Origin of the sequence: Gelidibacter salicanalis, from assembly GCF_016469035.1 — a bacterium.
Classification (GTDB): Bacteria; Bacteroidota; Bacteroidia; order Flavobacteriales; family Flavobacteriaceae; genus Gelidibacter; species Gelidibacter salicanalis_A.
This window is the reverse complement of sequence record NZ_JAEHJZ010000007.1, coordinates 1-17,620: the sequence shown is the minus strand read 5'-3', so window position 1 is coordinate 17,620 and position 17,620 is coordinate 1. Positions and strand designations below refer to the sequence as shown.

Genomic DNA, 17,620 nt, shown 5'->3' with positions numbered 1-17,620 from the left:
GGTATCGAATTGCGCTCTTAAAAGAAAAAATAAACTTACTTTTGTTCCAAACAAAACGCCTTTGAAAGTCACATTTTTAGGAACCGGTACCTCTCAAGGAATTCCAGTAATAGGAAGCACTCATCCTGTTTGTTTAAGCGATAATCCCAAGGACAAACGCCTACGTGTTTCCGTCCTGATAGAGTGGGATAGGTATACCTATGTGATCGATTGTGGCCCTGACTTTAGGCAACAAATGTTGACTGCGCAATGCACGCGATTGGATGGTGTTATTTTTACCCATGAACACGCTGATCACACGGCGGGTCTCGATGATATTAGACCGTTCTATTTTAAGCAGGGCGACATTCCTATTTATGCACACAATCGTGTCTTAAAGGCACTTAAAGAGCGATTTGCCTATATTTTTGAAACTGAAAACAAATATGCTGGCGCTCCTGGTGTAACACCCATAAGAATTGAAAATAAACCATTTGATGTGGGCAATTTGACCGTAGTGCCTATTAATGGGATGCATTACAACCTTCAGGTGTTTGGCTTCCGATTTGATCAATTTGCGTATTTAACAGATATGAAATTGATAAAGGACGAAGAGATTGAGAAGTTAAAAGGTGTTAAAGTTCTTGTAGTTAATGCGTTGCGAGAAACAGAACATATTTCACATTTCAATTTAGAAGAAGCGCTGGAGCTTATACATAAAGTACAACCAGAACGTGCTTATCTGACACATATTAGCCATATGCTAGGGTTTCATGATGAAGTTGAAAAAAAACTACCTAAAAATGTCTTTTTGGCTTATGATAACCTACAAATTAAACTTTAAGACTTATGAAAGGTAAAATCTTTATGTATGCATTCATCTTTGCATTGCTATTGATGGTATTTCAATATGTAAATTCAAAGAACATCTTTGAATCTTACCAAGAGAAAATGACTAAGCATATAGAAAGAGAACAGACTCTTAAGGATTCTATTGCACATCTCAACAAGGAGCTTGAGAAGTATAAATCTAAGCCTCAGTGATTTAGATACATTATAATTTAGAGTTTGCTGAATATTATAGAGAATTCTTATTTTTCTAATCTTTTATTCAGCCAACTTCTAAACTCATAAAAATTTTGTGGGGCTACACCGTGACCAGTAGGGAATTCACTGTAGCTGTGTTTTACGTTCAACGAATTTAAAAACTGCGGTACTTTTCTCGCCCATTCTACAGGAATCACCTGATCTTGGCTCCCATGGGAGCAATAAAACGCTAACCGCGAATAGTCTTTAGTTTCAATATCCTCCGGAAGCATTTCTGGACTGATATAGCCACTTAGAGCAATTACATTTTTAATTTTTTCAGGATAGGTGAGTGCCACAGCATAGCTCAAGATAGTACCTTGGCTAAAGCCTAAAAGAGACACCGTATCTTTATTGACAGGGTAAGTTGCTTTAACTTCATCAATGAATTTTGCAATTAAATCGCGCGTTTGAATGGCCTGTTCGTTGTCATTCCATTTATTCATCTCCGCGTCGAAATTGATGGCGTACCACGCATTCCCATACGGTTGTATAGGGAAGGGTGCCCTTGCCGAAATAATAAACAGTTCTTCAGGCATTTCAGAAGCGAATCCGAAAAGGTCGTTTTCATCACTTCCATAACCATGAAGCATGATGAGAACGGGTGCGTTTTCTTTTAAAATGGAAGGTCTCGTAACGTGATGTAATGAAAGTTCTGACATAATTAATTGATATTTTTAAACCATTCCTGAAATTTATCGCCTAAAACAGGGATGGGTTTGTATTGTTCTTTGATAGCGTGATATAGCCCAAATAGCCAAGATACAAAGGTAATGATCCAAAACGCGGTTCCTAACAAGCTATTGATATATTCTTCAACTAGATTTGAAAAGATGAGCATCATAATTAAGCCAAGCATTTGACGGATATGGAACGACGTAAATGGATTTCGTTTTTCCAAATTCATGATGATGGCAATAATGAGGCCTACAAATGTGAAATAGCTGACAATGGCCAATGTTTTGCCTTCTTTTACAGTAGAATTTTGCATCTTAATTTAATACGAGTTGATGGTTTGAGTAAATGCCGTAAACCTTTCCTTTTAGTTTATGGCCTTCAAAAATGGTGTTTTTTGAGGTAGAATGAAGCATGTCCTTATTAAAAGTGTAATTTTCACTCGGATTGAACAGGGTTAGTTTTGCTTTTTCACCTATAGCGATAGGTATAGACTCTAGACCGTAGCGCTCTTTTCCTTTTGTCAATAGATCAATGCTCTTTTTTAAACTGAAGATGGTGTGTAGAGCGCCAAAGGCTGTTTCTAAACCTACTGTACCATATTTGGCATAGTCAAATTCAATTTTTTTATGCTCGATATCTATTGGGTTATGGTCAGATGTTACGATGTCAATCGTGCCATCTTTTAAGCCTTCAATTAATGCGTTACAATCTGATTGGGTGCGTAATGGTGGTGCTACCTTAAAGCGGGTATGGAAGGTTTTTAATTCGTCGTCCGTCAATATTAAATTATGAATGGCCACGCTGCAGCTCACATCTAATTTTCTAGCTTTTGCATCTCTAATCAACGCTACTGATTTGGCAGATGATATAGTGGGGATGTGCAATTTTCCACCGGTATATTCCAATAAAAACAAATCGCGCACAATCTGTAATTCTTCAGCAAGGGTCGGGTTTCCTTTTAATCCTAAGGAGGTACTCATCACATTTTCATTCATCACACCAAGTCCTGAGATTTTAGATTCTTGTGGGAATGAATAGATCAAGCCTCCAAAGTTACTGGCGTACTGCAATGCCAATTTCATCAAATTAGGGTTTTTGATGGGCTTTTGGTAATCATAAAAAGCGATGGCACCAGCATTGGTCATATCATAAAGCTCTCCCAGATCTTCGCCATCACTATGTTTTGTCAACGCACCAATAGGAAATAAATTAACGGGATTGCCCTGCGCCTTTGCTTTTAAAAATGAAATATCCGCATAACTGTCAATGGCCGGATTGGTGTTGGAATTTACCGCAACATCCGTAAAACCGGAAAGTGCTGCTGTTCTTAGTCCATTAGCTATCGTTTCGCGCTCTTCATAACCAGGTTCTCCAAAACTCACACTGCTATCAAACCAACCTTGGGAAACATGAAGATTATCTAAAGTGACTTCTTTAAATTTGGAAGTATTTTCAATCTGTTTCTGAATTTGGGTAATGATGCCCTTTTGTATGAGGATATCGCAGGTATCATTGTGGAAATCGCTTTTGGAGTCTACTATGGTAGCCGATTTTATGAGTACGTTCATTTAAGAAATTTTAAGATGAGCATTTCAATAATTAAAAAAGCTATTGCAAAAATAACAAACCATTTCCATAGCTCATTAACATTTGTCATACTTTTTATATCCTCTATGGCAGAGGCCACAGAAGTATTTTTGATACTGTTTTTAACTTGAGAGAGATTTAGGTAATTAAGGGCACTTTCAGTTCTGTCATAATTATAACTGAGGTGTCGTACAACATTTTCATTGTTTTTGACTTGATAAATATCAGCTGTATTGGGATAGTCGTCCGTAATCATTTGGACTTTATGGCTGTAGGTTTTTTGCTGAGGGATTATAGCGGTTTCTGCCTGTTCAAGTTTTAAAATAGCATCTTGTTGTATGGTGGTCCTAATATCAATGGTATTTGTGGTTCCAACCGTGTAATATAAACGGGGCAATTTTAAACTTTGCTTGCCAATATTGTAAAATATAGGGACGATTAGTGGGGAGTTTTTAAAATTGGAGTTGTTTTCATCCAAAGCTGCGGAAAAGGCATAGGTGTTGTTGACTTGGGTCAAAAATGGAGTGCTGTCTTCATAGCTTAATATGGGTGTTCCTGATGTTGCAAAAGTGTAGTGCGTCTGGACCTTGGGGTATTGAAAATTGTCCACTTTTTTATCGAAAACATTATTTAACAGCGGATGGGAAAAGTTGATTTTAGTAATGCGTTTCTCAGTCGAAACCTTCGCATGGAAATTAGGAAATAAAAAAATGTTAAACAATTGATTGTAAGAGTCTAATTCGGGTTCACTTGAAGGAATAATTAAAATACTTCCGCCGTCTTCTGAAAATGAATTTAAAGAGGTCACCAAACCATTGGGAATATTTTTTAGTTGATTGAGTATGATCAGATTTTGATTGGCAATACTGTTGTAGTTAAGCGCTCTAAAATCGACTAGCGTTAAGTCAAATTCATCAGCGGTATACAATTTTTTTAAGAAGGCAGCATCTGCTTCATTGATGGCTAAAACCTTGATGGGGTCGTTTCTGTCTAAGTTAAAATAAAAGGTGTTATCATAATTTAAGTACCCGTCATCAATGGTGATTTTTCCTTTGAAGGCTTTATTATTGGGGATGGTAAACACCGTTTCAGCAGTAGTAGTGATGCTCACCGCGCTTTTTGCCATCAGTTGGTCATCTTCAAATAAAGATACGGGAAGCGTTTCAATGGGATCGCCCTGATTGCTCAAGAGAACAGTCAATTCAAGAGATTCTATAGTAGTTTTTGAAATGTATAAAGAATCAATGCTGACGTTCGCTGCTTTTGTAGGCGTTAGTTGTACTAACCTATACTTGATGAGACTATCATTTTTAAGGGTTATGGGGGCTTGCTTTTGTTGAAAATCAGATATGAGCACAAAGTTTTTAATGCTGCCTTTATCTTTAGAGAATGCCTTTTCTCCTTTTAAGACCATCGCATCATATTCTAATTGATTGGCTGAATACGATAGTTCAATTAAATCATTCCGAATCGCCTTAATGCTTGTATTTATAAAGTTAAGATCATTTGTAAAAATGCTGATGTTTTCATTGTCACCCATATGTTCAATTAAATCCTGGACGGCCGTATTTAAAAGGGTTCCATTGGCACCTTTGGCTTGCATGCTAAAGGAGTTGTCCAAATAAATAACTGTTTCGCTCTTGGTGTTAAAGGAGCTGGTGTTGCTCTGGTAAGGTTGTGCAAAGGCGATGATGATGCACGCCAAAAGTAACATACGGGTCAATAAGGTCAACCATTTTTTTAGTTGCGAACTTTTACGCGTTTGTATGGTAATGGTTTTAAGAAGCTGAACGTTGGTAAAGGCTTCCTTTTTAAAACGTCTTAATTGAAATAAATGGATGATAATAGGAATGATCAGCAGGAGAAGAGCGTAAAGAATTTCTGGATTTTTAAACTGCATTCCGTTCTCTGATTTATAACTGTTGAAGACGCGTGTCAAATATAAATAATACGGGAGGATAAACGTCTTATGACCTTGAGAAATTTAACCTTAATAAGCTGAGATTACTAACAAAAAAAGAAATAATCCTTGGCTTTGCCCAAGTCTTGATTTTCTAAGATACCTGTAATCCGCTTTTGTGAGATTTTATTGGCAACAGTCACAATTACTTGAGGTTGTATTACATCGTTTAAAGCAGACACCGCTTGCAGTTCATTGTCATAAATGTGTTTCCCTATTTTCTTCGGATTATTACAAATCCAGATGAATGGCACCTTGTGCTTTTTTAAAAATTTGGCACAAAATTTCCCTTTAAACCCAGCACCCCAAAGTACTAAAGCATGATCTGAATTTCTGTCGAGTTCCAAAAAATAGTTCAATTTTAAGGTTAAAAAACGATTGTCGGCATAGTGCTCGTCGGTTCGCGAGGTTCTGGTGCTATAGTCTCTCCAATGGTGCAGTATATGTTCACTAGGAATACATTGCAAACCGTATTTATAAAACCGAAACGCCAAATCATAATCTTCGGGATAGACAGCACTTTCAAAGCCGCCACAGGCCATCAAATCGTCTCTATGCACCATCCAGCAAGGTGAGGGGATAACGCATTCCTTATATATTTCAGTATAATTTGCTCCTGTTTTGGTAAGTCTGTTGAGCCATTGTTCGTAATTCTTATAGCCATCTCCGAGATCTCCTTCGCAAAAATAAGATACCAACGCTAAAGCCACATGTCCTTTTCCATGGGTTTTTAGGTTCTGCACCATGGTTTCCAGTTTGTTGGTAGCCATGAGATCATCACTATCCATCCGTGTAATATACTCACCTGAACTGTTTTTAAACGCTATTTTCAAGGCCTCAATAATGCCTTGACCAGAATTTTTAAACACCTTTATTCTAGGGTCTTTTTTTGCAAAAGCCGCTACTATAGTAGAGCTGTCATCTGAAGAATGGTCATCAACAATCAGCAATTCCCATTGCGAGTAGGTTTGGTTGATGATGGAATTTAGACAGTCTTCCAAAAATAATGCACTGTCTTTAAAAGGCGTTAAAATACTGACTAAAGGTGGTAACATCCCGCTAAAATACGATTTCTAGATGGTCTATTTTAACACAACCTTTACTAAAATAAGGAACTGACACTGTAGTTTTGTTGTCCTTGAGAAGGCCTATCATATTTCGGGGGTTTATCAAAGAAAAATAAAACATCAAAATTTTAAACTAAAAAAAATAATGAAACATTTCTTAACAAGCATAGGTTTAGCAGTGCTTCTCGCCGCTTGTGGTTCTTCAAAAAATATAAGCAATGATTTGGCAGTAAGCACACCTATTGTCACGACAATTAATCTCACTGCGGTCACCAATGATAAAGTGCCAGTAACTATTGATCCGGGAAGGTTTACCGAAGAAACAGTTACCTACTATTTGCCAAAAGTAGTACAAGGCACCTACAGTGTTAGTGCGTTTGGACGCTTTGTGGAAGATTTTAAAGCACTCGATTATAATGGGAACCCTTTGCAATTTACCCACCCTGAAGAAAATACTTGGGTAATTTCTAATGCTAAGAAGCTCGATAAAATTGTGTACCAGGTCAATGATACGTTTGACCAGGAGGTTGAAGGCGGTATTGGTGGGGATATGCCTTTCTCTCCAGCAGGAACCAATATTGAAGAAAAAAACTATGTACTGAATCTTCACGGATTTATCGGCTATTTTGATGCTTTAAAGAACAATCAATATACCTTGGATGTTGCGGCACCGGCTATTTTTAAGCATTCTTCAGCGTTGCAGGTTACTGCAAATACGCCACATGCTGACGGATCAGTTACCCATAGTTATCTGGCGCCTCGCTACTTTGATATTACAGACAATCCGATGATGTATGGCGACATGAGCATTGAAGAATTTATGGTGGGTGATATTAAAGTGGTGCTGAGTGTATATTCTCCAAATTCTGTGCATAGTGCTGCCGAATTAAAGCCCTCTATGTATAAAATGATGGAAGGTCAGAAAGCGTATTTGGGAGCTATCAATTCTACACCACGATACGATATTTTTCTCTATTTGGCCGATGCCACCGAGGATGCGCCTAAAGGTTTTGGAGCCTTGGAGCATCATACCTCTACGGTTGTGGTTTTACAGGAAGCCATGCCTATTGATGCACTGGAAAAAGCGATGATTGATATTGTGGCACATGAGTTCTTTCATATTGTAACACCACTTTCTGTGCATTCAGAAGATGTGCATTATTTTGACTACAACAATCCTACCTTCTCCAAGCATCTATGGATGTATGAAGGGGTGACCGAATATTTTGCGCAGCATTTTCAAATTTCTGAAGGCTTAATGACCAATGAAGAGTTTTATGCGCAACTCATGGAAAAAATTAAGATGTCTTCATATTTTGATGACCGTATGAGTTTTACGGAAATGAGTGAAAATATTTTAGAGGCGCCTTATGCAGAGAATTATATCAATGTATACTCCAAAGGAGCGCTGATAGGAATGTGTATTGATATTTTAATGCGCGAAGAAAGTAATGGCCAACGCAGCATGTTGTCTTTAATGAAGGAGCTTTCTACGCGCTACGGGACGAACAAACCTTTTAGTGATGACGCATTAATTACTGAAATTTCTGCAATGACCTACCCATCTGTTGCTGAGTTTTTAAAAACGCATGTAGAAGGCACTACGCCAATTGATTATCATCTGTTTTTTAATAAAGTGGGGTTGACCATGGGCGATAAAAAGGTTGAAACGTCTTACATTCAAGATGGTACCGGATTTATTTTTAGTGGAGACCAAGAAAAGATGACCTTATTCTTTTCAGAGAATGTTGTCAATAATAGTTTCTGGACGGAAGAAGGCGTGTTGCCTGGAGACGTCATTAAAGAGGTTGGGGGCACGGTATTAACCCTGCAAAATGCACAGTCTTTAATTGGCGCCATGTACCAATGGCAACCTGGTAGTGCTTATGAAATAAAGGTAGAGCGTGATGGTAAGGAGTTGATTTTTAAAGGAGAATTGAGACAAGCCTTTACCTTTAGTAAAACTTTAATTGAAGATAAAAACGCATCATCAGCCCAGAAAGCGCTAAGACAAGCGTGGTTGAAAGGTTAAAACATTTTCTTAAATAAAGAAAGCCTGATGAATTCATTCGCCAGGCTTTTTTTTGTGCTTATATGTTTTTTAATACTTGGCAGGTTTTCCTTTAGAATCAGAGTCTTTGATAAATTGTCTGATATCATCCGTTGCCAGCTTCAAATCTTCTTTTCTTAAATACATCATATGTCCGCTGCGATAGCCTTTAAAAGTTACACGATCTTTCATCCTGCCGCTTGGGTCCATTTGGCCAACAGTATATTTAGCTGCAAAATATGTTGTAGCCCCGTCATAATATCCAGACTGCACCAATACCTTTAAAAATGGGTTTTGAGCCATTGCCTGACGTAAACCATCTCTTGTGTTGTCATTCTGTCTATCCCAAGGATGTACATCGCCAAACATATTGTATTTAATGTCGGTTTTAAATTTTAACTCTTCTCTAATGTAATAATTGATTGCCGGGGTAAAGGAGTGTAACCAAGAGGTTAATTCAGCGTTATAATCAGGGCGGTTGCCAGCGGTCATTTTATCAATGCCCAAATAGCGGGAATCCAATCTTCCAATGGTGTAGCCATCCTCACGCAACAATTCTTTCCAAAAGAAGTTTGTTGGCACATTCAAATTATGATCAACAATTGAGGCTTTGTCCAATCCTGAATACAGACTCATTTTTTCGGCCACCTCATTTCTTTCTTGGTCAGAAATAAATCCTCCTTTAGCAATCGCCGGCATGACTTTATCAATGGTATAGGTTTCAACTTCTGGTAAAATTTCCAGTAAATCCTTTTGCTGCAGGGCAGGGGAAAGCGCTTTTTGATACCAAGCGGCGGCAGTAAAATACGGAAGGTTTAAAGCCGAGTAAATTGGCTGATCGGTTGAGTATATTTTATAATCGGCTGGAGACACTAAAATGACCCCATTTAAATACATCCATTGGCTGTTTTGCAATTCGCGAGACAAGCCCATCACTCTTGGTCCGCCGTAGCTCTCTCCAATCAAATATTTAGGAGATTCCCAACGGTTGTTACGAGAGACAAACGTATTCATCCACTCCGCTAAATAGGTAATATCGGCATTGATTCCAAAAAACGACTTTCGGTCTGGTAATTTACCGTCTTTATCTTCAATCATTCGTGAATACCCTGTGTTTACAGGATCGATAAACACAATATCGGCAACATCCAAAATGGAATTAGGATTGTCTTTTACACCATATGGTTGTACGGGATAGCCTTCATCGTCCATATTCAAAATGACAGGTCCGGTATAGGCAATGTGCATCCATGCTGATGCTGAACCTGGGCCGCCGTTAAACGAAAAAATTATAGGGCGTTTCTCCTTCTCACTATTGCTTTTTTTATAATAGGTGTAAAATAAGGTTGCAGTGGGTTCGCCTTTCTCATTCCACACTGGCTGAGTTCCAGCTATGGCCTGATAGGAAAGGTTTTGACCGTTTATAGTAATAGAATGATTGGTAACCACCATCGTATCTACAGGAATTTTTTGGACCTGCGAAAAGAGTAGACTTGTAAAAAATGTGGCAAGTAGTAAGAAAAGGTTTTTCATTTGGTTAGAATTTTAACCTTTAAAGATAAAATGTTTTTTTGGATGACGTTTTAAATTATGGTAAAAATTACCATACCCAGCTTGTCGCAATATTTTAAAAGTGTCTAATGGGGAGAGTGGCAATGAAATATTTTTAGTGGATTCTCTATGAGAAATCTCGTAATGCGCCTGATAAGTTTTATGGGTTCAATGCAAAATCGTAACTGGCATAATCAGGCACTAAGTGTGCTTGGTGAGCACTATGCTTTCAGAATCTCTGGGCTATTATTGATGTTCAGCTCTTGTGGGTATGGTAGTAATCTAGTAGTTGGTGTGCACAAACAAATACGTCTTTTCTCTGGTTTTACAATTTAGAAAAGTCTTCAAAAACGCCAAGACCAAAAAGGGCATAGTCATATTTTACAGGATCGTTTTTATCCAATGCCCTTAACGCCATGTCCAGCTCATTCAAGGCCTTCGCGTCATTTTGCGATCTTTTCAATAGGCCTAAAGACCGTGCCACATTTCCGGAGTGTACATCTAGCGGACAGGATAATTGGGCGGGTGAGAGCGTTTTCCAAAGTCCGAAGTCCACACCGTTATGATCGTTCCTCACCATCCATCTCAAAAACATATTGATGCGTTTAGCTGCTGAGTTTTTTAACGGGTCACTGACATGCTTTTGGGTGCGTGGCAAATGCTCAATTTCAAAGAACTGTTTTTTGAATTGATGAATGGCTTTCTGCGTCGAAAATTCTTCTGAGTGTTTGTGAAAAACAGCTTCCAATCCGCCATGTTCATTGTAAATATGTTTAAGACTTTTAACGAATTGTTTAAAATCCTCTTCATTAAAGGTTCTATGAACAAAATTGTGAAGTTTATGTAAGTCAGAAGCTTCATGATGCAAAATGAAATCATGAGGAGACTGGTCCAACATCGTCATCATTTTTTTAGCATTGGTGATGATGCTTTTACGATTGCCCCAAGAAATGGTGGCAGTGAGGAAGCCCGCAATTTCAATGTCTTCCTTTTTTGAAAATTGATGGGGAATTTGAATAGGGTCGCTTTCAATAAAACGGGGATGGTTATAGGCGATGACTTTAACATCTAGAAATTCTTTCAGTTCTTGCTTGTTCAATGATACTGGGGGTTTTAGGTGGTTTTTGAAATGGTTTATTTGTTTATCAATTTTCTTGCCATTATCCCATGGCAACTAAATTAATGGTTTATGGGTGATTTTAAGTTTGACGCAATCAGAATAATTTTAAACTCAAAACAGTTTTATGTTTTTTGACTGCTTTAATTTAATTAATTTAGTGCTACTCATTCAAAATAAGATGCTAATGAAATCACTTATAAAATTTGGATTTAAATCAGCTGTTGCGCTGTTTGCCATTGGTGTTGGTACCAAGCTGGGTAAGGACGCCATCAATGATTTAAAACAATTTCAAGATAACCGTAAACAAGTAAATGATGGAAAACACAGATGATATCGTAGACTCAACATTAAATGTTGTAAGCAATTCTATAACAAATTTTGATAATGTTTTAGGCAATGTACCACTCTATAAAGGTGGGCATCAATTAGGTGGAGCTATAAGCAGATTTATTGACCGTATCGTGGATACTATCCCTGATATCAAACAATAGCTTTAAACTATTTTTCCATCTACCATGACCAATTTCCGGTCGGCCATATTTGCCAACTCTTCGTTGTGGGTTACTATAACGAAGGTTTGGCCAAATTGGTCACGGAGCTTGAAAAATAAATTGTGAAGGTTCTCAGCGCTTTCACTATCTAAATTTCCAGAAGGTTCATCTGCAAAAATTAACTCCGGATTATTGATCAAGGCTCTTGCCACGGCCACACGTTGTTGCTCCCCACCTGACAGCTCGCCAGGTTTGTGATGGTGTCTATGATTCAGTCCTAAAAAATCCAACAATTCCTTCGCGCGATTTTCAGCATCTTTCTTAGGTGTTCTTTTTATAAAGGCAGGAAGACAAACATTTTCTAACGCCGTAAATTCAGGTAGTAATTGGTGAAACTGAAAAATAAAGCCAATATGCTCATTTCTAAATTTAGCCAAATTCTTATCCGATAGCCCCATGATGTCCACATCATTGATATGCAATGTGCCCTGATCTTTAGATGATGCTTTATCCAAAGTACCCAGAATATGTAAAAGTGTTGTTTTCCCTGCTCCAGAAGCTCCTACAATAGAAACGATTTCTCCTTTTTGAATGTTAAGATCGACACCTTTCAAGACATGGAGATCAGTGTAATATTTGTGGATATTGTTAGCTTTTATCATGTATTTTAAAAAAGAAAGGCAAGTTAGTATTTTGTTTGTTGCTATCCAATTATGAATTGGGATTCTTAGCAAAATGAAACTTCACGACATAAGAAAAGGTAAAATAAGTTGGACTATGTCCATAACATCCTTTCGAAGAAGATAGGTATCATTTGAAAATATGTGAAACCCCTTATTAAAATCAAATATCAATCCATCAATAGTATACAAGTGAATAAAATATAGTTGATGACTTCAGATTTAATTTTGTTATTATCATGTATTTTTATCTAAACTTAACATTAGTGTCCGACAAAGACTTAAGACCGCTTCGCTGAAAGACATAAGACTTGATTCGCAAACATTTGAAAATTAAGCTTATCGGATTTTCATTTTTAAGCTCAAAAACTAAAACGCCCTTTAGGGCTTTAGCAAGGTGATATATTTTTAAATTTCCCTGACAGTTTGCTGCTGTTAGCAAAATCAAATTGTATAAGATTTTAATCGGACAACAATGTAAACTTAAATAAGAAAGTGATGGGTTACCAACATTTAGAAGAATATGACCTTCAGATTACCGAAGATATTAAGCAGCGCTACGAGCGTATCATTACAGATTTAGGAGAAGATATTACCCGAGATGGGCTTTTAAAAACACCTGAGCGTGCCTCTAAAGCACTGCAGTTTTTAACACAAGGTTACCATCAGGATGCTGCAGAAATTTTAAAAAGCGCAATGTTTGAGGAGTCTTATAATGAAATGGTGATTGTGAAGGACATTGAGGTATATTCACTTTGCGAACATCATATTTTACCATTTTTCGGAAAAGCTCACATAGCATATATCCCTAACGGACAGATTGTGGGTTTGAGCAAGTTGCCCCGGATTGTGGATGTGTTTGCCAGACGTTTACAAGTACAGGAGCGTTTAACGGAACAAATTTTAGATTGCATCAATGATACCCTTAAACCTCAAGGTGTTGCTGTAGTGATTGAGGCGTCTCACATGTGTATGATGATGCGTGGCGTACAGAAACAAAATTCTGTAACTACAACGTCAGGGTTCAGAGGGCAATTTGAAAAGATAGAAACTCGTAACGAGTTTTTAAAATTGATTAGTCATACATTCTCCTGATATCTTTGGTATATTTTTTGTTATAATAGATTGAATAAATAATTAAACCATGAATTTAGATAACTTAAGTAAAAATCAAAAACTCGTTCTGGGGATCGTCTTTGATGCTATTGGAATGATTACTTTTATTGATATTATATGGGCGCCTGTTTCAGGTTTCTTAATGACAAAAATGTATGCCGGAAGAAAAGGTAGGATAGCGGGAATGTTTTCATTTATTGAAGAAATACTACCTGGTTTTGATGTTATTCCGTCTTTCACCATCATGTGGTTTTACACCTATGTGTTTGCTAAGAAGCCGAAAACAATAGAAGTAAGATAAAAAAAATCCCTTTCACATTTGAAAGGGATTTTTAGTTTTAAAGTGTGTAGGTCACTCCTACATTGATATTTCTTCCCATGTTAAAAATCCCTTCCGGTTTTAAACGTGATAAATGATTGATATACTTTTTATCGGTAAGGTTGCTCCCTGAAATCTTTATATCCAAATCTTTTTTGAATAATTTTACAGTGCCTCCTAAGCCTGCACCTAAAAGGTTATAACCGTTTGTTGGTGTCTCAAAATCTCCCACATGAGCTTGTTTAAAAGTGGTTTTGAGTCTTACAAACCCGTAAAATTTCTGAATATGCTTGGAGTTAAATTCTACTCTCAAGGTGTTGGATAGGCTGTTGGCAGGAATAAGTGGCAAATAGCTATCATTATCCTGTTCACCTGTAACCGTCTCGAAGCTGCTTTCAATATGCAACCAATCTAGTGGGTGAGGGTGGAAGTGTAGCCCTAGTTCTCCTCCATATAGATTAGCATCGGCTTGTAAATAATCATACACAGGTGTCTCCTCCATAAACTCGCCATTAGATGAAAGGAAAATATAGTTGTTCACTTTATTATAAAAAGCATTTGCAAATATTTCGATATGCTCATTTTTATATTCCAAGGCTAAATCGGCTTGAAAATTTTGTTCATTTTTTAACTGGTCGTTTCCAACCTCATACCTGTTGGTCCCTTCATGGGTGCCATCAGAGGTGAGTTCAGCTAAATTTGGAGCTCTATAGCCCGATGCCAAATTCAGTCTGATTGTTACTTTTTGAACCAGATTTGTTTTAATACCAACTGCACCGTTAAAACTTGAGAAATTTTTGTTTAGTCCAGAAACAACATCGATACTCCGATGATCATAGCGTGCGCCAATTTGGATGTCAGCGTCGTCAAAATGGATGTGTGAGGTTGCCAAAACCCCGAAATCATTGGTGGTAGCATCTGGGATTAATTGTTCTTCAGCATAGTTGGTATTACTTTGGCTCATTCCTTGAACACCTACGATGGTTTCAAACCTACCAAGTGTTGGTAAATTATATTTCACGTCATAATTGATGGTCTTAAGTTTCATATGAAGTGCTGCCTCTAAATGATCAGCATTAAGGAATTCATTTTCTAGATCTTCATGATCATCATCAGCGTGATCTTCATCCTCATCTTGAGGATGCGGCTCTTCAAATTCTTTCCGATCATTGTAGAGCAATCCTAAATTAACATCCAAACTTGAATTGTTGAAGAATACGGTCGATTTTGAGCTCAATACATGATTGGTCACTTCCTGAAAGGGCAGCAAAGGGGTTTTATCAGTGCTTTGTTCGCCAATAGTTTCAGGAATGCCAAGTTTAGAATTGTTGACATTGTAGCGCAATTCTGTCTTGAAGTTGGTTGTTTGATAGCCTAAACCAGCCTTAAGATCCTGTTCTCTAAAACGGGTATTGGTCACTCTGTAGTTGGCAGTATTATAATCTGCATGTTCCGCTATGCTTCCTCTAAACAAAAATTTGAAGTGGTCACCCGACGCTTTATAGCCTGCGTTTGTATTGAAACCTTTGGTATTGCTAAAATAATTGTAGCTCGCATCTGCCTGATTGGAATTGGCCTGCGCGAATCTCTCAGGATTTAAATACAGCACGCCGCCAAGCGCATCACTACCATAGAGCAGGGAAGCGGGGCCTTTGATTACTTCAATACTCTCAATTCCTGAATCGCTAAGGCCGAGTCCATGTTCTTCGCCAAACTGCTGATTTTCCAATCTCACACCTTGTGCGTATACCAATACCCGATTAGAACTTAAGCCTCTAATTACAGGCTTTCCAATACTAACCCCAGTGGTTACGCTTTCAACACCTGCAATAGAGGTCATGCCATCTGCTAAAGTCATGGCGCCTTTGGTCTGTAGGGTGGCAATGGTTTCCCGTTCAACCTTCATCACATTTTCACTTTGTAATTTATGAAAAGGTGTTGAGATGATAATTTCCTCCATTTCAATTGCAGAGGGGATGAGTTTGATGTTAAATTGATTTGTGGAAGGAAAAGAGAGGTTTCGGGAATAGGTTTCATACCCCAGTATCGAGACAACAATATTATAGGTGCCGTTTGGAATATTTGAAAGAATATACTTCCCGTGATCATCAGTGGTAGCACCTTTTTCTAATTGGGTCATATAAATATTCGCAAAAATTAAAGGTTCATTTGTGTTTTTGTCTACGACATTCCCCTGTAAGGTATTTTGTGCGTAAATGGATGGTATTGCTAAAAATAGCAATACATAAAATATCTGTTTCATAGATGTATTGTAATTAATTTAATATGATTTTATTCTGAAGTGATTTCAGAAAAACTAGATTAAATTAATTGAAGGGGGACCTCTGAGTGAGAAATGAAGCGTTTGAAATTCACTTAGAAAAGAGTAATGCGTAGGGATGGCACTTTCTATTTTAGAGAAAGCAAGTAGTACAATAGTGTTTTTAGGAATTGTAAATGGACTATTTAATTTGAATTTATAAAATTCGCAGTCGACATCTTGTGTATGGAAATGTGAATCAGGTTCTCCCAAACATATTTCATGTTGGTGCTGTTCAAAAATATGCATGAATTTAACCGCAGAAGGCAATAAAAACGCTAACACTAAAACAAGTGTCACGCTTTTAAAAAGTATATTTAGCCTTAATGCGCTCATCAATTTAAAAATTTTTCCAATCCGAATCTTCGTAACATTTTTTTTTCAAACTCCCAAAAGAAATTGAACTGGCCAAACAGCCACCCGTAGGCCACCAGTAAAATTTGATAGAAGATTAATCCTACTAAAATATATAAAATCCAATAGAATACAGTATTGAAATTCTCTTTTGTAATACCGATTAACGCAATAATGGGTTTTCCTATAAATACGGAGGAAGAACCAGTAATTGCAAACACAATAAACACGCGGATCATTTCCCATCGGTATTCTACAGACCATTTACGTTCTAGTTTTTTAAACAGAAACAAGGTCAGTTTTAGCAGGATAAAAAACAGAACCATGGAGAGGATTATAACCAAAAATAAATTGATGCCCCCCACAATGACGTCTACCAATCTGAAAGAGGAATACCCTAACATGAGCATGCCCAAAACAGGAAAAAGCAACTGCCAGTTATGTTGTATTTGCCAATTTTTCTTGAAATTTTCCATTGCACCTTTTTGCGGTGCGAAGATACTGTTATTCCTCTAAATTCGAGGAGTAAAAGGACCTAATTTTTGCCTGTAGGTTAATTGAAAGTATATAAAATAGTTGTAAAGTTTGTAATTCACCTCATAACCGTAATCTATAGTGGGTTGATAATCAATTTGAAGTTCGTACAAATTACTGTTGTAACGTTGAGGCTGCAGCACACGTTGGTTCCATTCTGAAACATAGATTCTATTTCTACTTTCCATATATTCTTGTGAATAAAACCCTTCTGGTTTTGCGGTAGAGGCAAGCCAAGAATTAAAACCAGGTTCAATAATAAGAATTTCATATTCTAAAGAATCGTTGGCAATCCTGACCGTGTCCTGTGCTGTAGAGGTGCTATTGGAAGCTATAGTACGGGGTGTTTTTGTACTGTTGCAGGATATTGCAAACGTTGCTAAAAGTATAATTGTGATAACGGTTTTCATAACGATGTCTTTTACCATTTAAATTACAAAAATTATACCCAACAGTTTGATTAATAGAGGTTTTTTTAACAAAGAAGTCGATCCTACAGGCGCGACTTCTTTAAATTAGTGAAACTCAATTTTTAAAAGTTGCGAAGCAATGAATTAAAAATTGTTAGTTGAACTAATCCCGCTTTTTAGCGGGATCCTTGGGTTTTATTCCCCGACGCTCTGCGTCGAAATAAAAAAGGAACTTCTACTTGATACCTCGTACCCTTGGGTCGAGGTTGTTCATTCCCGATAATTATCGGGAGTCATTCCCGTGAAAACGGGAATCTA

At 37.4% G+C, this 17,620-nt stretch carries 18 protein-coding genes; 7 read left to right on the top strand and 11 right to left on the bottom strand.

The features are described 5' to 3' along the window. The first annotated feature begins 61 nt into the window (after window positions 1–61). Both JEM65_RS04290 and JEM65_RS04285 read left to right on the top strand, forming a co-directional pair. Entirely contained in the window at window positions 62–823 is a 762-nt protein-coding gene (locus JEM65_RS04290; RefSeq protein ID WP_199597423.1) for an MBL fold metallo-hydrolase, read from the top strand. 5 nt (window positions 824–828) lie between these two features. After that, complete coding sequence (locus tag JEM65_RS04285; protein WP_199597419.1) at window positions 829–1,023, top strand: hypothetical protein; 195 nt, start codon at window positions 829–831, stop codon at window positions 1,021–1,023. Between the two features lie 47 nt (window positions 1,024–1,070). Here JEM65_RS04285 and JEM65_RS04280 read toward each other — a convergent pair whose 3' ends face one another. The 5 genes from JEM65_RS04280 to JEM65_RS04260 form a co-directional block, all read right to left on the bottom strand. Next, window positions 1,071–1,727 carry an alpha/beta hydrolase gene (locus JEM65_RS04280; protein WP_199597417.1) on the bottom strand — a complete coding sequence of 219 codons (657 nt, stop codon included), beginning with the start codon at window positions 1,725–1,727 and terminating at the stop codon, window positions 1,071–1,073. Window positions 1,728–1,729: 2 nt separating this feature from the next. Next, window positions 1,730–2,056, bottom strand: coding sequence for a DUF4870 domain-containing protein (locus tag JEM65_RS04275; protein WP_199597415.1), 327 nt, complete (start codon window positions 2,054–2,056; stop codon window positions 1,730–1,732). A gap of 1 nt (window position 2,057) precedes the next feature. After that, window positions 2,058–3,311, bottom strand: a complete 1,254-nt coding sequence (locus tag JEM65_RS04270; protein WP_199597413.1) for a dihydroorotase — start codon at window positions 3,309–3,311, stop codon at window positions 2,058–2,060. Beyond that, entirely contained in the window at window positions 3,308–5,230 is a 1,923-nt protein-coding gene (locus JEM65_RS04265) for a BatA domain-containing protein (RefSeq protein WP_199597411.1), read from the bottom strand. Before JEM65_RS04265 ends, JEM65_RS04270 begins: the two co-directional genes overlap by 4 nt. A 107-nt stretch (window positions 5,231–5,337) precedes the next feature. Then, window positions 5,338–6,345, bottom strand: a complete 1,008-nt coding sequence (locus JEM65_RS04260) for a glycosyltransferase family 2 protein (RefSeq protein ID WP_199597409.1) — start codon at window positions 6,343–6,345, stop codon at window positions 5,338–5,340. Window positions 6,346–6,502: 157 nt separating this feature from the next. On the opposite strand from JEM65_RS04260, the gene JEM65_RS04255 reads away from it, so the two are divergent. Continuing rightward, window positions 6,503–8,389, top strand: coding sequence for a M61 family metallopeptidase (locus JEM65_RS04255; protein ID WP_199597407.1), 1,887 nt, complete (start codon window positions 6,503–6,505; stop codon window positions 8,387–8,389). A gap of 69 nt (window positions 8,390–8,458) precedes the next feature. Here JEM65_RS04255 and JEM65_RS04250 read toward each other — a convergent pair whose 3' ends face one another. Together JEM65_RS04250 and JEM65_RS04245 are read right to left on the bottom strand one after the other, a co-directional pair. Next, complete coding sequence (locus JEM65_RS04250; RefSeq protein ID WP_199597405.1) at window positions 8,459–9,940, bottom strand: S10 family peptidase; 1,482 nt, start codon at window positions 9,938–9,940, stop codon at window positions 8,459–8,461. A 343-nt stretch (window positions 9,941–10,283) separates the two neighbouring features. Next, window positions 10,284–11,057, bottom strand: coding sequence for a TIGR02757 family protein (locus JEM65_RS04245; protein ID WP_199597403.1), 774 nt, complete (start codon window positions 11,055–11,057; stop codon window positions 10,284–10,286). A gap of 205 nt (window positions 11,058–11,262) precedes the next feature. Here JEM65_RS04245 and JEM65_RS04240 point away from each other — a divergent pair, with 205 nt between their 5' ends. Then, a complete protein-coding gene (locus JEM65_RS04240) occupies window positions 11,263–11,409 on the top strand; it encodes a hypothetical protein (RefSeq protein WP_199597401.1) in 147 nt (48 codons plus the stop codon). Next, window positions 11,390–11,569 (top strand): hypothetical protein, encoded by a 180-nt coding sequence (locus JEM65_RS04235; protein ID WP_199597399.1) that lies wholly within the window; start codon window positions 11,390–11,392, stop codon window positions 11,567–11,569. Before JEM65_RS04240 ends, JEM65_RS04235 begins: the two co-directional genes overlap by 20 nt. A gap of 2 nt (window positions 11,570–11,571) precedes the next feature. Here JEM65_RS04235 and JEM65_RS04230 read toward each other — a convergent pair whose 3' ends face one another. After that, window positions 11,572–12,231: an ABC transporter ATP-binding protein gene (locus JEM65_RS04230; protein WP_199597398.1), complete on the bottom strand. Its 660-nt coding sequence runs from the start codon at window positions 12,229–12,231 to the stop codon at window positions 11,572–11,574. 516 nt (window positions 12,232–12,747) lie between these two features. Between JEM65_RS04230 and folE the strand changes: the two genes are divergently transcribed. Together folE and JEM65_RS04220 are read left to right on the top strand one after the other, a co-directional pair. Next, a complete protein-coding gene (gene folE, locus JEM65_RS04225; RefSeq protein ID WP_199597396.1) occupies window positions 12,748–13,344 on the top strand; it encodes a GTP cyclohydrolase I FolE in 597 nt (198 codons plus the stop codon). Window positions 13,345–13,393: 49 nt separating this feature from the next. Further along, window positions 13,394–13,666, top strand: a complete 273-nt coding sequence (locus JEM65_RS04220; RefSeq protein WP_199597394.1) for a hypothetical protein — start codon at window positions 13,394–13,396, stop codon at window positions 13,664–13,666. A gap of 37 nt (window positions 13,667–13,703) precedes the next feature. Here the strand turns inward: JEM65_RS04220 and JEM65_RS04215 are convergent, their stop codons facing one another. The 3 genes from JEM65_RS04215 to JEM65_RS04205 form a co-directional block, all read right to left on the bottom strand. Further along, window positions 13,704–15,947, bottom strand: a complete 2,244-nt coding sequence (locus tag JEM65_RS04215; protein ID WP_199597392.1) for a TonB-dependent receptor — start codon at window positions 15,945–15,947, stop codon at window positions 13,704–13,706. Between the two features lie 392 nt (window positions 15,948–16,339). Next, entirely contained in the window at window positions 16,340–16,834 is a 495-nt protein-coding gene (locus tag JEM65_RS04210; protein WP_199597386.1) for a DUF6787 family protein, read from the bottom strand. Between the two features lie 36 nt (window positions 16,835–16,870). Further along, window positions 16,871–17,302: a DUF6146 family protein gene (locus JEM65_RS04205; RefSeq protein ID WP_199597385.1), complete on the bottom strand. Its 432-nt coding sequence runs from the start codon at window positions 17,300–17,302 to the stop codon at window positions 16,871–16,873. Between the last annotated feature and the right edge of the window lie 318 nt (window positions 17,303–17,620).

Excerpts from the sequence above, each read along its gene's own strand:
- JEM65_RS04235 (WP_199597399.1), top strand. The coding sequence starts at position 11,390 with ATGATGGAAAACACAGATGATATCGTAGACTCAACATTAAATGTTGTA.
- JEM65_RS04285 (WP_199597419.1), top strand. The coding sequence starts at position 829 with ATGAAAGGTAAAATCTTTATGTATGCATTCATCTTTGCATTGCTATTG.
- JEM65_RS04270 (WP_199597413.1), bottom strand. The coding sequence starts at position 3,311 with ATGAACGTACTCATAAAATCGGCTACCATAGTAGACTCCAAAAGCGAT.
- JEM65_RS04260 (WP_199597409.1), bottom strand. The coding sequence starts at position 6,345 with ATGTTACCACCTTTAGTCAGTATTTTAACGCCTTTTAAAGACAGTGCA.
- JEM65_RS04280 (WP_199597417.1), bottom strand. The coding sequence starts at position 1,727 with ATGTCAGAACTTTCATTACATCACGTTACGAGACCTTCCATTTTAAAA.
- JEM65_RS04205 (WP_199597385.1), bottom strand. The coding sequence starts at position 17,302 with ATGAAAACCGTTATCACAATTATACTTTTAGCAACGTTTGCAATATCC.
- JEM65_RS04220 (WP_199597394.1), top strand. The coding sequence starts at position 13,394 with ATGAATTTAGATAACTTAAGTAAAAATCAAAAACTCGTTCTGGGGATC.
- JEM65_RS04210 (WP_199597386.1), bottom strand. The coding sequence starts at position 16,834 with ATGGAAAATTTCAAGAAAAATTGGCAAATACAACATAACTGGCAGTTG.
- JEM65_RS04215 (WP_199597392.1), bottom strand. The coding sequence starts at position 15,947 with ATGAAACAGATATTTTATGTATTGCTATTTTTAGCAATACCATCCATT.
- JEM65_RS04230 (WP_199597398.1), bottom strand. The coding sequence starts at position 12,231 with ATGATAAAAGCTAACAATATCCACAAATATTACACTGATCTCCATGTC.
- JEM65_RS04275 (WP_199597415.1), bottom strand. The coding sequence starts at position 2,056 with ATGCAAAATTCTACTGTAAAAGAAGGCAAAACATTGGCCATTGTCAGC.
- JEM65_RS04250 (WP_199597405.1), bottom strand. The coding sequence starts at position 9,940 with ATGAAAAACCTTTTCTTACTACTTGCCACATTTTTTACAAGTCTACTC.
- JEM65_RS04240 (WP_199597401.1), top strand. The coding sequence starts at position 11,263 with ATGAAATCACTTATAAAATTTGGATTTAAATCAGCTGTTGCGCTGTTT.
- JEM65_RS04265 (WP_199597411.1), bottom strand. The coding sequence starts at position 5,230 with ATGCAGTTTAAAAATCCAGAAATTCTTTACGCTCTTCTCCTGCTGATC.
- JEM65_RS04255 (WP_199597407.1), top strand. The coding sequence starts at position 6,503 with ATGAAACATTTCTTAACAAGCATAGGTTTAGCAGTGCTTCTCGCCGCT.
- folE (WP_199597396.1), top strand. The coding sequence starts at position 12,748 with ATGGGTTACCAACATTTAGAAGAATATGACCTTCAGATTACCGAAGAT.